Genomic DNA, 15,630 nt, shown 5'->3' on the forward strand with positions numbered 1-15,630 from the left:
AAAAGAGTAGCTTGAGTACATTGGTTAGTAACGAATTTGATTTAGAACCGGCAGATAGCAAACGTTTGTCGAGTTTATGTGGCCCCTTTGATGACAACATTAAACAAATTGAGCGCAGGCTGGGTGTAGAAATTACCTACCGAAATAACGCGTTCAAGGTGTTGGGTGAACCGCAGCAAATAAAAAGTGCTAGCGAATTACTTAAGCTTCTTTATATAGAAACACAACCTATTAAGGGTCGTATTCCTGAGCTAGAAGCAGAGCAAGTTCACCTTGCCATTCAAGAAGCCCGCGTTATTGAAAAAGACGCAACGGGTGGTTATGGCAAAGAGATCAATATTAAAACTAAGCGCGGTGTTATAAAACCGCGTAACCCAAACCAAGCGCAGTACGTGGCAAACATTGTTAACCACGATATTGCCTTTGGTATTGGGCCTGCCGGTACAGGTAAAACTTACCTAGCGGTAGCCGCGGCTGTCGATGCACTTGAGCGCCAAGAAATTCGCCGAATCTTGCTTACCCGTCCTGCGGTTGAAGCCGGTGAAAAGCTTGGTTTCTTGCCTGGCGATCTATCGCAAAAAGTAGACCCTTACTTGCGACCACTTTACGACGCCCTATTTGAAATGCTGGGCTTCGAAAAAGTAGAAAAGCTTATGGAGCGCAATGTTATTGAAGTAGCGCCATTAGCCTACATGCGTGGGCGTACGCTAAACGACGCATTTATCATTTTGGATGAAAGCCAAAACACGACGGTTGAGCAAATGAAAATGTTCTTAACCCGTATTGGCTTTAATTCAAAAGCGGTGATAACTGGTGATATCACGCAGGTAGACTTACCGCGCGGTGCAAAATCAGGCCTTCGTCATGCCATTGAAGTATTGAGCGAAGTAAATGACATTTCTTTCAACTTTTTCCATGCTGAAGACGTGGTTCGTCACCCTGTCGTTGCCCGTATTGTAAGAGCTTACGAAGTGCATGACGCTGAACAAGAGCGCCTACGTAAAGCGCGCAAAGAAGAAGCATTGCGACTTCAGCGTGAACAGTCAGCCCACAGCCCTGAGCGAAGTAACGACAACAGCCCTGAGCGAAGTAACGACAACAGCCCTGAGCGAAGTAACGACAACAGCCCTGAGCGAAGTAACGACAACAGCCCTGAGCGAGCTGATGGCAACAACCATGAGCAGTCAAACAACACTTCAGCTCAAACAAAAGACGACAACGCATAGTGACAGCCATTATTGATGTACAACAAGCATTTGAAGGTGACGAGGCTATCTTATCTGCCATCCCCTCACCTTCAGAGCTCGAACTTTGGGCTAATGCTGTGCTTAAGTATGAAGGGTTGAGCGAGCAAGAAATTACGATTCGCTTTACCGACGAAGCAGAAAGCCAAAACCTCAACCGTGAGTACAGGGGCAAAGATAAACCGACAAACGTGCTATCGTTTCCTTTCGAAGCGCCTCCTGGCATTGAAATCAACTTGTTGGGCGACTTGGTTATTTGTGCCCCTGTTATTAGTCGTGAAGCTGAAGAGCAGCAAAAGAGAGTGAGTGATCACTACACGCACATGACGGTTCATGGGCTATTGCATTTAATGGGTTATGACCATATTGTCGATGCAGATGCCGAGGAAATGGAAAGCAAAGAAATTGATATTCTTGCTTGCCTTGGCATAGATAACCCTTATGAAGTCAACGATTGATAAACAATCATAACCACATGTTATATAAGTACTTTAATACTTAATGACAATAAAACATTGACGACCAACACGAACCATTTTAACGTTGGCGTTGACCTAACAATTAAACGGACATTATGAGCGACGATAATCCTCACTCTACCAACGGCTCATCAGGCAAGAGTTGGTTAGATAAACTAAAGAATTCGATTTCTGGCGAGCCGAAAAGTAAAGAAGAGTTAGTATCGGTTATTACCGATGCTGAACAAAACGATATCATAGACCCACAAACCCGAGAAATGATTGAAGGGGTAATTGGGGTAAATGAAATGCGAGTGAGGGATATCATGATCCCTCGCGCTCAAATGACCACGATAGACGTAGAAAAGAAGGTAGAAGAATTTCTACCTTTAATGCTCGAATCCGCTCACTCCCGCTTTCCCGTCATTAGTGAAGATAAAGACCATATTGAAGGTATTTTACTCGCTAAAGACCTACTTGCATTTGCTTTTAATGCAGAAAAAGAATTCAATTTAAAAGATATTTTGCGCCCTGCGGTTATTGTTCCAGAGAGCAAACGTGTTGACGTTCTGCTAAAGGAGTTCAGACAACAACGCTATCACATGGCTATTGTTGTAGACGAATACGGCGGTGTATCTGGCTTGGTGACTATCGAAGATATTCTCGAGATTATCGTGGGTGAAATTGAAGATGAGTACGATACCGAAGAAGACGGTACCGATGATATTCGCCCATTAAATAAATCGACATACTCGGTTAAAGCATTAACCCCTGTGGACGATTTTAACGAGTTTTTTGAAACCAAGTTTAGCGAAGAAGAAGCCGATACCATTGGTGGTATTGTGCTTAAAGCGTTCGGTCATATGCCTGAAACCAATGATGAAATCACCATTGGCGATGTTCAGTTTAAAGTGACTAACTCAGATAAGCGCCGACTTATTCAACTTAAGGTTTCAGTGCCTTCATTGGAATAGAGACGTCGTCACAATAACGTTTATTTCAGCATAGGGTAGCGCAAATTTTTAAGCGCTTACCCCGTGTAAAACAAAACCTATCAACCACCATCAGATGACTTATATGCTGAAACGGTTCATCCCTCACTTTCTTCTTATGTTAAGCGGTGCAAGTTTAACGCTGGCTTTCGCCCCATTTAATATGTGGCTTTTAACTATACCTGCCCTCGCACTCGCTATACGTCAAGTCATAAAGCTGAAACATCGACCGTTTTTAGCTGGATGGTTATTTGGTGCAGGCTGGTTTGGCGCTGGCATAAGCTGGGTGCATGTGAGCATTGCCGATTTTGGTGGGCTACCTCTTATCGGTTCCATTGCCATAATGGCACTACTTTGTGGTTACTTGGCGTTATACCCCGCTCTTGCCACTAAATTCACCGCCAAGTACTTTTCTCCCCAATTGTGGCCTATGGCACTGCCTTTTTTCTGGGTTTTAGCCGAGTGGCTTAGAAGCTGGATGCTAAGTGGCTTCCCGTGGTTATCTTTAGGCTATAGCCAGCTAGATAGTCCACTGTCTGGCTTTGCACCTGTTATTGGAGAAACGGGTATAAGCGCGCTGATCGTTATTAGCGCTACCCTATTTGCGCTCATTCACAATAAGCGAACTTTCGCCAACGCAGTACTGGTTGCACTGTGCTTATTTACTAGTGGCTACCTGCTTAAACAACATACTTGGGTTACCCCAAACAAAACGTATTCTGTTGGCATGGCGCAGGGAAATATTGAGCAAAGTTTGCGATGGGTGCCGGAGCAAGATGGCCCTACTATGGACACCTACTGGAAGCTAACCGAAAGCCTATGGGATAACGACTTGGTTATTTGGCCAGAAGCGGCCGTTCCCAAGCTTGAGCCTTTAGCCCAACCTTATCTCGCCAAAGTTAACGAAAGAGCCTTTCAAGAGAACACGGCACTTATTACAGGTATAGTTAATTATAACTGGGAAACTGATGAAGCCTGGAACAACCTAATTGTGCTAGGTAAACGTACACCAGATGCTAGGTACCCTGATTACCAATATTTCCACAATAATCGCTTTTCAAAGCACCATCTTTTGCCTGTAGGCGAATTCGTACCTTTTGAAGACTGGCTTCGCCCCCTAGCCCCTCTATTCGATTTGCCTATGTCATCATTTTCTCGCGGTGACTATCAGCAGGCGAATCTTGAAGCTAATGGCATTCACCTAGCGCCCGCTATCTGTTTTGAAATTGCGTTTCCTCACCAAGTGATGGCAAACGTATATGAAGATACCGACATGATCATTACAGTAAGTAACGATGCGTGGTTTGGACATTCTCACGGCCCTGCGCAGCATCTGCAGATTGCGCAAATGCGTGCTCTTGAGTTGGGGCGCCCTGTTGTTAGAGCTACAAATAACGGCATTACAGCTTTTATAGACCATAAAGGCGAAGTGACAGCTCGCCTACCTCAATTCATGGCTGGTAATATATCGGCGCCAGTTGTTGCAACTCGCGGCTTTACACCGTATTACCACCTGCAAGAGTTAGGTGTTTGGCTGATTACCCTTGTCCTGTTAATAGCCGCGGTAATGATAAAGCGTCGCCAGAAGAAATAATCCCTGTGGCTTTGTTTTAGCTATAGGTATAGGTCAAAAAGCCCCTTAAAATAAAAACGACGCTAGCTTTGCTCGAAGCTGCGCCGTTTTTGCTAAACCTTGACTAGCATTCAAGTCACAGGTAGTTCACTGTTTTTAACTAAACGTTACCCGCTGCCTGAATAGCAGTAAGTGCAATGGTAAATACAATATCATCCACCAGCGCACCGCGACTTAAATCGTTAACTGGCTTTCTCATGCCTTGCAGCATTGGGCCAATACACACTAAGTCGAAGCTGCGCTGCACCGCTTTATAAGTGGTGTTACCTGTGTTTAGGTCTGGGAAAACAAATACGTTTGCTTTACCCGCTACCGGGCTATTAGGCGCTTTGCTCTTACCTACACTTTCAATGGCCGCAGCGTCATACTGAAGAGGGCCGTCGATAAGTAAATCAGGGCGTAGTTTTTGCGCAATCTTAGTAGCCTCACGCACTTTTTCTACATCGCTTCCTGCACCTGAAGAGCCAGTACTGTAGCTTATCATAGCTACCCTTGGTTCAATACCAAACATCTGCGCAGACTCAGCAGACTGAATTGCTATGTCGGCTAGCTGCTGAGCATTGGGGTCAGGGTTAATGGCACAGTCACCGTAAACCAAAACTTGGTCAGGCAGAAGCATGAAAAATACTGACGATACTAATGAGGCGTTTTCAGCCGTTTTAATTAGCTGTAACGCTGGGCGAATTGTATTAGCCGTGGTATTTACCGCGCCGGAAACTAGTCCATCCACATCGTCTTGCTGAAGCATCATTGTGCCTAAAGTCACGTTATCTTCCAGTAACTCTTTTGCAACCACTTCAGTAACGCCTTTGTAACCGCGAAGAGCCACTAAACCTTCAACGTAGTCATCCTTAATCTCACTCGGAGAAACAATTTCTACGCCATCGCTTAGTACTACACCCTGTTGCTCTGCTACTCGACGAATTTCTGTTTCATCACCAATAAGCACAGGTCGTGCTAAACCACGTTTGGCACAGATTGATGCAGCTACAACGGTTCTCGGCTCATTACCTTCTGGGAGCACAACACGCTTATTAACCTGTCTTGCACGGTTAGTAAGGTAGAAACGGAACGCCGATGGAGACAGCTTCTTCTGGCGAGAAACTTTTTGCGTTAGTGAATTCACCCAGCTTGCATCTAAGCTTTCCGCTGTATGCACCATTACTTTCTCAATACGCTGGCTGTCATCAACCGGTACTTCTTGGTTGAATGCGTGAAGTGCTTGGGCTGTTTGCCATGTATTCGAATTTACAAGCATGACCGGCAGGCCCGTTTCCATGGCTTGACTACATAATGCCATGATATTTTCATCGGGCTGGTAGCCACCTGTAAGTAATAGCGCGCCCAGCTTAGTCCCGTTTAGCGCAGCCAAACAGCAAGACACAAATACATCGCCGCGATCGCCTGACATCACAAGTAACGCACCCGGTTTAAGGGTATGCGTCATGTTGTGAATTTCGCGCGCGCAGAAAGTAACGCTGCTTAATCTGCGTTCTGCCAGCTCGCCTTCGTTAAGCAGGGTTGCGTTGAGGTGCTTTGCTACATCTGTAGCCCGAGGAGACACTAAGTCTGCGCTCCAATCAACCGTACCAAGAAGGCTCAAGCCTTTTTTGAAAATAGGCAGGTCTCGTAGTGCCTGCGTGCGCTCCTCATCATGCTCAGGCGCTTCTATTGCACCGATATCGGCACGAAGTCGACCATGTTCATCAAAAGGCGCATTAACCTTGTTAAAGATACAGCCAACCACTTTTTGACCTTTATGACCGCCATAGGTGTCTACAACGATTTCAAGACGGTGATTAATATCTGTTGTCGACTCGTTGCCAGGCACAGCCACAAAAACAATATCGGCATCAAGAGCGCGGCTAATTTCAAGGTTTAAACGCTCCGCGTAGGGATGATGACGCGTGGTCACTAGCCCTTCAATGACGGTTACCGCTTCTTGAACACTCTTTTCTTCAAACCGCTCTATAATTTCTTCTAACAGCTCATCAGTATTGTCGGTACTGATCATACGCTCAACGTACTCAAGTTCGAACGGTTCAATTGGCGAGACACTGGCATGATGGGCAATAATCGCTGTAGAGCGCTCTTCCCCATTGTCGCCCTTTCTTGGCTGGGCCACTGGCTTGAAAAAATTAAGCTTTATACCTTGTTCTTCTATTGCGCGAACAAGACCCATGCTGACCGTAGTTAGGCCCACACTGGTGCCCACGGGGATCAACATAATTCTGCGAGACATAGTTACTCCTGCTATTGCCAACGTCTGACCGCTGGCTTTGCTAGTTGAATTTACGCGAAGGTTGCAGCTTCAGCTGCAATTACCCACTCTTCATTAGTAGGTACGACATAAACAGAGGTTGATGCTGTATCAGTAGAAATTTTTCCGCCTTGCCCAAATCGCGCATCAGTATTTCTCTGCTCATCAAGGCTAATACCAAAGTGAGTGAAATATCCCATTGTGGTCTCTCGAATGAGAGATGAGTTTTCTCCGATACCGCCTGTAAAGACAATAGCATCTAACGTTGGCACAGCTACCATGTAGCCTGCTATGTATTTAGCCAAGCGGTAGCAGAAAATTTCGATTGCCAACAGTGCGCCTTCATGACCTTCTAGCGCGGCATCCTCAAGGGTTCTGCAGTCGTTACTTAGTTCTGAAATACCTAGTAGACCTGACTGTTTGTTTAACAGGTCGCTAATTTCGTCTGCGGTTTTGCCAAGCTTTTTCTGAAGCGTACCGGGCAAGCTAGGATCTAAATCACCACAGCGCGTGCCCATTACTAGCCCTTCTAAAGGAATGAAGCCAAGGCTGGTGTCTACTGCCTGACCTTTTTCAATTGCTGACACGCTACAGCCGTTGCCTAAGTGCGCACTGATTATGCTGGTGTCTGAAACTGGCTTTTCAAGAATTTTCGCCATGCTATCAAGTATGAACTTGTGGCTAGTTCCGTGGAAGCCATAACGTCTAATGCCATGTTCACGATAAAGCGACATCGGTAGAGCATAGATAAAGGCTTTTTGAGGAAGTGTTTGGAAAAAGGAAGTATCGAATACTACGACATGAGGCAAATCTGGATACGCAGCTTGAGCGGTCACAATGCCTTTTAGATTAGCCATATTGTGCAGCGGTGCCATGCTCGCATAATCTTCGATTGCTTCGAGCACGCTATCATCTACAAGAGCTGCGCCTTTAAACTTTTCGCCCCCGTGTACAACACGGTGACCAATGGCAATAGGCTGTACGCCTGTGCTTGCAATAATTTCAGATATAGCGTTAAGCGCCTCGGTATGCCCTGCTTTTGCTGGCAATGCCTGCTTCTCTTTTCTACCGTTTAGCTTAAAAGATAAACTCGCATCACTATTTCCCAACGCTTCTGCAATGCCAGAGAGCCCTGCTTCGCCAGTATCGGCGTCGATAATGGCAAACTTTACTGAAGAGCTGCCACAGTTTAAAACAATAACTTCTTTTTTCATTTTTGTAATTTCAATTAAAGTGGTAAGACATTCTGTTTAACCAATTGTAGCATTTCTAAACAATTAGAGGGGTTAAACAATTGCTAAATGTTTTATAAAAATTATCGCATACACCTATTTTATATAGGGTTTTATGGAAAACTTTCGCTTAGCAACGGCTAACCTACAATTGTTTAGAAAACCTTGCCACTTTAACAATCCATATATTTCAACAACTTAGGAATTTATTGGAATTATTTTGCAAAAAAATCAACTTTCTTTCTTGAAAAATATTTCGGCCATTCCTATATATGATTTGTCGGCGCTGAACAGTCAGGTCGACAAAACCGCCGCCGCAGAGTCGGGGCATTTTAATTTTAAACATATTGCTTAATTTTGAGGATATGACTATGCGTACTATCGATCTATCTCCACTTTACCGTTCATTCATTGGCTCTGATCACCTAGCGTCACTTATCGATGCAGCTTCTCGTGCAGAGAAACAGAGCACTTATCCGCCTTATAACATCGAGTTGCTTGGCGATGACAAGTACCGGGTAACCATGGCGATTGCTGGTTTCAGTAAAGACGATGTATCTATTCAGGTAGAAGAGAATACATTAACCATTACCGGAACGAAGAAAACGGAAGCGGAAAGCAAGGAAAGTAAAGAACGTAAGTTCTTACATAAAGGCATCTCAGAGCGTAACTTTGAGCGTAAATTCCAGCTTGGCGATCATGTAAAAGTGTTAGCTGCAGATATGGAAAATGGCCTATTACACATCGATATGGAGCGAGTCATACCTGAAGCCAAGAAGCCTCGCCAAATAGAAATTGGTTCTCGTTTACTTGAGAATTAATAAATAGTTTCTTGGTTTGTTTCCCAACTTTTAGCGGCGCCTTACGGCGCCGTTTTTTTGTTTTTATAAGTCGTAGATAGTGCTATTGCCTGCTCATTTAGTGTTAGCTACATCATCCACCGCTTAGGCATCATCTACTTCAAGAGTGTAATCAGCTTTACCTGACTCTCCCGACGTAAAGCTGCCTCTCAAAGTCTTGCCCACGAGTTCGCCCGTCGCAGAATCTTTTATAGACTCGAAATCACTTCTAGCAACACCGCTTTCAAACTTACCTTTGTGTTGAAAAGTAACGGTACCACGCAACCCATTTATCACACCGACAAAAGTTTCAAATCCCGTAAATTGAGCTGACATTTGCGATTGATAAGACATTAAAAACTCAACGTTAGACTCGCCACTCATATCACCTGAATAGACCTGTTTGATACTAGCTTGAGATACCTTAATTCCTTCTGCTCTTTCACTTAGCGTGTCCTCGTCCCATTGCGTAATGGAGAAGCTTCCTTCAATTGTCATGAATATCTCTTTTATATTAACGTTATAGTAGATTTACCTACCCTAACCTCTTATGCAGAAAAAAGACAACCTAAGAATTGTAACAGCGCGTTTAAATAAACCCTTTGAGCATGGCTAAGCCTACAGCGTTACAGGTACTAGCGTCCTTTATCTCTCCGTTAATGATTTTTTCCTTTAAAGCAGTTAAGGAAAGCGGAACAACCTGCAAGTCTTCTTCTTCAACATCTAGTTTTTGTTCGCCTTGGGTCAACCCTTTCGCTACGTAAATGTGGTACCCCTGATTACAAAAACCATAGGCAAGATATTGAAAGCCAACATACTCCATTGACTCAGCAGTCAAGCCCGTCTCTTCTTTAAGCTCACCCTTGGCAAGCTCCACAGGGTCAGCGTCGGGATTGCTCTCCCATGCTCCTTGTGGAAGTTCTAGCTGTCGCTCTTTAATGGTATAGCGGTATTGCTCGACCATATACACTGTGTCGCCCTCAATCGGTAAAATAATGGCAAAATCTGGTTTTTCCACCACACCATATATACCTTCATTTCCGCTATTACGACGTATTTTGTCTTCTCTTACCCGAAGCCATTTGTTTTCATAGACTACTTTTGTATCTAGCGTTTTAATATCTGACACAATTCCCCCTCACTCGCTGTCTTTCTCGTTTCTAAGGAAGCCTGCGCTTTCTTCCGTGTCTTTAAGCGTTAAACGCTCGTCTGAGTTTTGATTAAATGCACGGGTCTGCTGATTGACTTGGTGAATGGTGCTCGCGTTCGCTAAATCTGATTCATTTGTGATAGACGCAATGGTTTCTCTACCGCGTAAAAATGCTTTTATTTCATCAACAATTTCATTCAATTCGCCGTCGTTTTTATTCATTCCCATAACAAAACGCGGAGCTTCCAGATTGTTCATACCACTAGTGGCAAATATTGATGTATTAATTCGGCTAGTAATAATCCAAGGCGTAATACTACTTCTTACTACAACGTTTTCAGAACGCGTAGAATCGTGAATGGCCATCCCTGTTGATACTCTCGACTCGGTATATGTACCTTCCGTTTTCATGTACATGAGTAAAGAATTAAAATTTAACTCACCCCAAAACATGTGAGAGGCGTTATTTAAAATACTGCCTGCTGCTCTGAAAGTAAGCCATGCAAATACAAGCATGAGCAAATTGTTAACCATCGAAAATGCATTATTAAGTAACGCGCTGTTGTCTACACCAATATTGATAATCAGATGGAGCAACTCGGCAAGCTGTACACCCGATGAGTAAAACAATACTGCAGCAACAACAACTGCGACTTGCGCCATAGCACTTAACGCGACTTTCGCACTTTTCGGCAATGCCAAACCTTCACTTAGGGTTGGCTGAGTTTCAATCAATAACTCCCCTTCGAAACTTCCTTTCCCTTCCGCTTGCTCTTTAAGCTTAGGCACAAAGTCGGCATATATTCTGTTTGGAACTTCTTTGTAGCGACGGTTGGCCAAAACAATATTTTCAATATTGATGAAGATTTCGTTGGGGTGAACAGATTCCTGCATGTTTGCTCTAAATTCACTCACTTCGGTTTGAGGGGTGACTAAATCCATGCGCTTTTTAAGCAGAGGAAATACAAGACCTATTACCACACCAATACTAATAAATAGATAAACAAAATTGAGCCATGCGCTAAAAAAAGCGTGCTCTTCCGACCAGGTTTGAAGCTTATTAATATTGTTGCCGACAATACCGTCAAGAAAAACACCTGCGCCAAGCGGAACGACTAACGCTAAGCCGATGATTACACCAATAGACAAACCACCCGCTTTAGCTAGTTGAGAGTTCCCTTCGTTGTGGATCCCTTTTGCGGTGGATGTCCAGTTAGCAACAAAATAAATAAGCAGGATTAAAGAAAGAATAGGCATAACGACGATTTTTGCTACTTCGCCAGCAAAGCCATTACTTACGAGGAAATAAACGATAGCGTAGGTGACCAAACCCACGATAAGCGTTGCTCCCATAGCGAGAATTTCTTGAGCTAAATGACGTAGTGGGTAAGGTAAGAAAACTAGCTTAGGGAAAATACTGTGGACTAACCGAGCGAGCCAACCTTTTGGCTCCTCAAATGTCGTGTTCCTTCTACCCATAAGCATAGAGTGCAATGACTCTTTCGAGTAAAGCAGCGCTTTTTTTTCTGCCTGGGCGGCATCTTGTTCAGATTTTGAAAAGTTATACGCCAAAGACGTGGGAACCGTTCTTCCCACGAAAAAACGCATTAGTTGAAGGATACCAACTGCCGTGTGTCGTATTCCCGATACCACTAAAATAAAGCCTACCGCTAACAAGGTATAGCCTTTTACCTTGTTAGCTTCAAATATTGCTGGCACCGAAAACACAACGTAAACCGCCAATAGCAGCGTTAAAACACCACCAAGCGTTCTAAGCGTTCCTTCTGTCTTAAATGGGTTCTTTATGCCTAGCGTCTGAGAACCAAAATCATAAGCCATGATGCATCCTTTCGAAAATAAAAGGAAAAAGCATACTTAGAGTAAGTAGATTGGGCAATGACTTGTTGAGAATTTACAAATTAAAAGAGAAAGAAAAAGATTTTGAGTGTTTAAAATATGCGTTTAAATAAGGTCAGTAGCATTGCGCCACTGACCGATAGTAATTAAATATACTCAACTTCGATGATTTCAACTTCAACCGCGCCAGCTGGCGTTTGAATAGTTACCGTATCATCAAGCTCTTTACCGATAAGACCGCGAGCAATAGGCGAATTAACTGAAATTAAGTTGTTCTTAATATCAGCTTCATCATCGCCAACAATGCGGTAAGTTGTTTCTTCATCGGTATCAACGTTTAAAATGGTAACCGTTGTGCCGAAAATAACCTTGCCGGTATTTTCCATTTTAGTTACGTCGATAATCTGTGCATTTGAAAGCTTGCCTTCAATATCCTGAATGCGGCCTTCACAGAAGCTTTGCTGTTCACGGGCAGCGTGATATTCAGCGTTTTCTTTCAAATCACCGTGCTCACGTGCTTCGGCAATAGACTCGATAATACGTGGGCGTGTTTTTGTTTTAAGCTCATTTAATTCGTCACGCAGCATTTGAGCGCCGCGCGCTGTCATTGGATACTGACTCATGAATACCGTCTCACTTAGCTAGTAATTTAAACAGAAAAGTGCGCCGCGAAGGCGCACTTTTTATTGATTCACACAAATGTAATATTACTAGGATACCTCGTATCCTAGCGTATGTCATTAGTGTTTGAGTCTAGCGTGTAGTTCTTGAACTGATGCCACTTTATTGCGGTCATCGGCAGACTTAGCACGGATAGTTGCAAACGCAGCGTTCATTGTCGTGGTGTAAGTCACCTTATTCACCAAGGCTTCACGACGAATGTATACTGAATCTGTGATGGCTTGACGACCTTCTGTTGTGTTAATCAAATAAGCGTATTCGCCGTTCTTAATAGCATCAACAATGTTAGGACGACCTTCCGACATCTTGTTTACTACAGTGCTCATAATGCCCGCATCGTAAAGCTCAGTAGCGGTACCGCGGGTAGCTTCAATGCTAAAGCCAGCTTCTACTAACGCTTTTGCCAGCGCAATCATACGAGGCTTGTCGGTATCACGTACTGAAATAAGCGCTTTTCCTTGCTTAGGCAGTGGTGCTCCTGCACCCAAGTTAGCTTTTGCATACGCCTCTTCAAAAGTATCACCAACGCCCATTACTTCCCCTGTAGAACGCATCTCTGGGCCTAGTAGTGGGTCAACACCTTGAAACTTAGCAAAAGGAAGTACGACTTCTTTCACTGAGTAGAAAGGTGGGATAACTTCTTCTGTTACGCCCTGCTCGGCTAGGCTCACACCAGCCATCGCACGTGCAGCAACTTTAGCAAGTGGAACGCCCGTTGCTTTAGATACAAAAGGTACGGTACGCGCTGCACGAGGGTTAACCTCGATTAAGTACACTTCACCGTCTTTAATCGCAAATTGCGTATTCATTAGGCCAACTACACCAAGTTCAAGCGCCATGGCTTTAACTTGCTCGCGCATAACATCTTGAATGTCTTTTGGTAGCGAGTGGGGAGGCAGTGAACACGCTGAGTCACCTGAGTGAACCCCGGCCTGCTCGATGTGTTCCATGATGCCGCCAATTACAACCTCTTTGCCATCGCAGATAGCATCGATATCAACTTCAATAGCGTCGTCTAGGAAGCGGTCTAGCAGTACTGGCGCGTCGTTAGACACCTTAACCGCTTCGTTTAGGTAACGCTTAAGGTCTTTGATGTCATACACGATTTCCATCGCTCGACCACCAAGCACGTAGCTTGGACGAACCACTAGCGGGAAGCCAATCTCTTCAGCCATGTTTAGCGCTTGCTCGACATTAGTGACCGTAGCATTTGCAGGCTGCTTAAGGTTAAGCTTGTTCACCATTTGCTGGAAGCGCTCACGGTCTTCAGCACGGTCAATAGCTTCTGGTGAGGTACCGATTACCGGTACGCCAGCTGCTTCTAGAGCGCGGGCCAGCTTAAGTGGCGTTTGGCCACCGTACTGCACGATAACACCTTTTGGCTGCTCTTTAGCGACGATTTCAAGTACATCTTCCAGTGTTACTGGCTCGAAGTACAAGCGATCTGACGTGTCATAGTCGGTTGAAACTGTTTCAGGGTTACAGTTAACCATTATGGTTTCGTAACCGTCTTCACGCATTGAAAGCGCTGCGTGAACGCAGCAGTAATCGAATTCGATACCTTGACCAATACGGTTTGGACCGCCGCCCAATACCATGATCTTGTCTTTGTCAGTGGGCGCTGCCTCACACTCTTCGTCATACGTTGAGTACATGTAGGCTGTGCTGGTAGAGAATTCTGCCGCACAGGTATCTACACGCTTGTAGACTGGAGAGATACCGAAACCGCGGCGGGTTTCGCGAATGTCGCTTTCTGCCACTTTGGTAAGCTCGGCAAGGCGCGCATCAGAAAAACCTTTGCGCTTAAGCGCACGCATTAAGTCAGCATCAATACCTGGTAAACCAAGCTCTGCTACTTTTGCTTCAAGAAGAATAAGATCTTCAAGCTGTACGAGGTACCAGCGGTCGATGTTTGTAAGGTTGAATACCTCTTCAACCGTCATGCCCATACGGAATGCGTCACCAATGTACCAAATTCGCTCTGCACCCGGTTGGCGAAGCTCGTAAACCACTTTATTACGTGATTCTGGGTCTTCAAGGTCAACCATTGGATTTAGACCTGTCGCGCCTACCTCTAGACCACGTAGCGCTTTTTGAAGCGACTCTTGCTGGTTACGGCCAATGGCCATCACTTCACCTACCGACTTCATTTGGGTAGTTAGGCGATCGTTAGCACCGGCAAACTTTTCAAAGTTGAAGCGTGGGATCTTAGTCACTACGTAGTCAATAGAAGGTTCAAACGACGCTGGCGTTAAGCCACCTGTAATGTCGTTCGCCAATTCATCTAACGTGTAACCTACCGCAAGTTTTGCGGCTACTTTCGCAATTGGGAAACCGGTTGCTTTTGAAGCAAGCGCAGATGAACGAGACACACGTGGGTTCATTTCGATGATGACTACACGACCTGTTTTCGGGTCAACACCGAATTGTACGTTTGAACCACCGGTTTCAACACCAATCTCACGCAGTACAGCCATAGCGGCATTACGCATTAGCTGGAATTCTTTGTCGGTCAGGGTTTGTGCGGGGGCTACTGTGATTGAGTCGCCGGTATGCACGCCCATTGGGTCGAAGTTTTCGATAGTACATACGATGATGCAGTTATCTGCTTTATCACGTACCACTTCCATTTCGTACTCTTTCCAGCCTAGCAACGATTCGTCGATAAGAAGCTCGTTGGTAGGAGAAAGGTCAAGACCGCGGTGACAAATTTCATTGAACTCGTCAATGTTGTACGCGATACCACCGCCAGTTCCACCCATGGTGAAAGAGGGGCGAATGATACAAGGGAAGCCGATGCGGCTTAATACATCGTGCGCTTCGTCCATGGTGTGCGCGATTTCCGCACGTGGACACTCAAGGCCGATGTTTTTCATTGCTTTATCAAAGCGCTCGCGGTTTTCTGCTTTATCGATAGCATCTGCCGTTGCACCGATAAGCTCACAACCGAACTCTTCAAGTACGCCGTGCTTATCTAGCTCAAGCGCACAGTTAAGTGCAGTTTGTCCACCCATTGTAGGCAATATGGCATCTGGACGTTCTTTTTCGATGATCTTGCGAACCACTTCCCAGTGGATAGGCTCGATGTAAGTCGCATCTGCCATTTCTGGGTCGGTCATGATGGTTGCTGGGTTAGAGTTAACCAAAATAACACGGTAGCCTTCTTCGCGAAGAGCTTTACACGCTTGCGCGCCTGAATAGTCGAATTCACAAGCCTGGCCAATAACAATAGGGCCAGCACCAATGATAAGAATACTTTTTATGTCGGTACGTTTTGGCATAGT

12 protein-coding genes are annotated in these 15,630 nt (G+C 44.9%); 5 read left to right on the forward strand and 7 right to left on the reverse strand.

Translation table 11 applies throughout. The features are described 5' to 3' along the window. Positions 1-11: 11 nt before the first annotated feature. The 4 genes from D1814_RS00890 (at position 12) to lnt (ending at position 4,288) form a co-directional block, all read left to right on the forward strand. On the forward strand, positions 12-1,226 hold the full coding sequence (locus tag D1814_RS00890) for a PhoH family protein (RefSeq protein ID WP_232368948.1): 1,215 nt from the start codon (positions 12-14) through the stop codon (positions 1,224-1,226). Beyond that, positions 1,226-1,702: an rRNA maturation RNase YbeY gene (gene ybeY / locus D1814_RS00895; RefSeq protein WP_118489680.1), complete on the forward strand. Its 477-nt coding sequence runs from the start codon at positions 1,226-1,228 to the stop codon at positions 1,700-1,702. Before D1814_RS00890 ends, ybeY begins: the two co-directional genes overlap by 1 nt. Before the next feature lie 116 nt (positions 1,703-1,818). After that, the gene (gene corC, locus D1814_RS00900) at positions 1,819-2,676 is read left to right on the forward strand and encodes a CNNM family magnesium/cobalt transport protein CorC (protein ID WP_025254749.1); all 858 of its coding nucleotides are present in this window, start codon (positions 1,819-1,821) and stop codon (positions 2,674-2,676) included. A 103-nt stretch (positions 2,677-2,779) separates the two neighbouring features. After that, on the forward strand, positions 2,780-4,288 hold the full coding sequence (gene lnt / locus D1814_RS00905; protein ID WP_118489681.1) for an apolipoprotein N-acyltransferase: 1,509 nt from the start codon (positions 2,780-2,782) through the stop codon (positions 4,286-4,288). Between the two features lie 139 nt (positions 4,289-4,427). Here the strand turns inward: lnt and pta are convergent, their stop codons facing one another. Together pta and D1814_RS00915 are read right to left on the reverse strand one after the other, a co-directional pair. Then, positions 4,428-6,569 carry a phosphate acetyltransferase gene (pta, locus tag D1814_RS00910; RefSeq protein WP_118489682.1) on the reverse strand — a complete coding sequence of 714 codons (2,142 nt, stop codon included), beginning with the start codon at positions 6,567-6,569 and terminating at the stop codon, positions 4,428-4,430. Between the two features lie 50 nt (positions 6,570-6,619). Continuing rightward, positions 6,620-7,801 (reverse strand): acetate kinase, encoded by a 1,182-nt coding sequence (locus tag D1814_RS00915; RefSeq protein ID WP_118489683.1) that lies wholly within the window; start codon positions 7,799-7,801, stop codon positions 6,620-6,622. 389 nt (positions 7,802-8,190) lie between these two features. On the opposite strand from D1814_RS00915, the gene D1814_RS00920 reads away from it, so the two are divergent. Beyond that, positions 8,191-8,640 (forward strand): Hsp20 family protein, encoded by a 450-nt coding sequence (locus tag D1814_RS00920; protein ID WP_118489684.1) that lies wholly within the window; start codon positions 8,191-8,193, stop codon positions 8,638-8,640. Between the two features lie 123 nt (positions 8,641-8,763). On the opposite strand, the gene D1814_RS00925 is transcribed toward D1814_RS00920, so the two are convergent. The 5 genes from D1814_RS00925 to carB form a co-directional block, all read right to left on the reverse strand. Beyond that, the gene (locus D1814_RS00925) at positions 8,764-9,156 is read right to left on the reverse strand and encodes a DUF3224 domain-containing protein (RefSeq protein WP_118489685.1); all 393 of its coding nucleotides are present in this window, start codon (positions 9,154-9,156) and stop codon (positions 8,764-8,766) included. 91 nt (positions 9,157-9,247) lie between these two features. After that, positions 9,248-9,787: an NUDIX domain-containing protein gene (locus D1814_RS00930; protein ID WP_118489686.1), complete on the reverse strand. Its 540-nt coding sequence runs from the start codon at positions 9,785-9,787 to the stop codon at positions 9,248-9,250. 9 nt (positions 9,788-9,796) lie between these two features. Continuing rightward, positions 9,797-11,647, reverse strand: a complete 1,851-nt coding sequence (locus tag D1814_RS00935; RefSeq protein ID WP_118489687.1) for a hypothetical protein — start codon at positions 11,645-11,647, stop codon at positions 9,797-9,799. A 164-nt stretch (positions 11,648-11,811) separates the two neighbouring features. Continuing rightward, positions 11,812-12,288 (reverse strand): transcription elongation factor GreA, encoded by a 477-nt coding sequence (gene greA, locus D1814_RS00940; protein WP_025254739.1) that lies wholly within the window; start codon positions 12,286-12,288, stop codon positions 11,812-11,814. A 117-nt stretch (positions 12,289-12,405) separates the two neighbouring features. Then, positions 12,406-15,627 (reverse strand): carbamoyl-phosphate synthase large subunit, encoded by a 3,222-nt coding sequence (gene carB, locus D1814_RS00945; RefSeq protein ID WP_118489688.1) that lies wholly within the window; start codon positions 15,625-15,627, stop codon positions 12,406-12,408. Between the last annotated feature and the right edge of the window lie 3 nt (positions 15,628-15,630).

The organism is Alteromonas sp. BL110, assembly GCF_003443615.1.
Classification (GTDB): Bacteria; Pseudomonadota; Gammaproteobacteria; order Enterobacterales; family Alteromonadaceae; genus Alteromonas.

Coding starts and splice junctions, on each gene's coding strand:
- corC (WP_025254749.1), top strand. CDS start 1,819: ATGAGCGACGATAATCCTCACTCTACCAACGGCTCATCAGGCAAGAGT.
- lnt (WP_118489681.1), top strand. CDS start 2,780: ATGCTGAAACGGTTCATCCCTCACTTTCTTCTTATGTTAAGCGGTGCA.
- pta (WP_118489682.1), bottom strand. CDS start 6,569: ATGTCTCGCAGAATTATGTTGATCCCCGTGGGCACCAGTGTGGGCCTA.
- D1814_RS00915 (WP_118489683.1), bottom strand. CDS start 7,801: ATGAAAAAAGAAGTTATTGTTTTAAACTGTGGCAGCTCTTCAGTAAAG.
- D1814_RS00920 (WP_118489684.1), top strand. CDS start 8,191: ATGCGTACTATCGATCTATCTCCACTTTACCGTTCATTCATTGGCTCT.
- D1814_RS00925 (WP_118489685.1), bottom strand. CDS start 9,156: ATGACAATTGAAGGAAGCTTCTCCATTACGCAATGGGACGAGGACACG.
- D1814_RS00935 (WP_118489687.1), bottom strand. CDS start 11,647: ATGGCTTATGATTTTGGTTCTCAGACGCTAGGCATAAAGAACCCATTT.
- greA (WP_025254739.1), bottom strand. CDS start 12,288: ATGAGTCAGTATCCAATGACAGCGCGCGGCGCTCAAATGCTGCGTGAC.
- carB (WP_118489688.1), bottom strand. CDS start 15,627: ATGCCAAAACGTACCGACATAAAAAGTATTCTTATCATTGGTGCTGGC.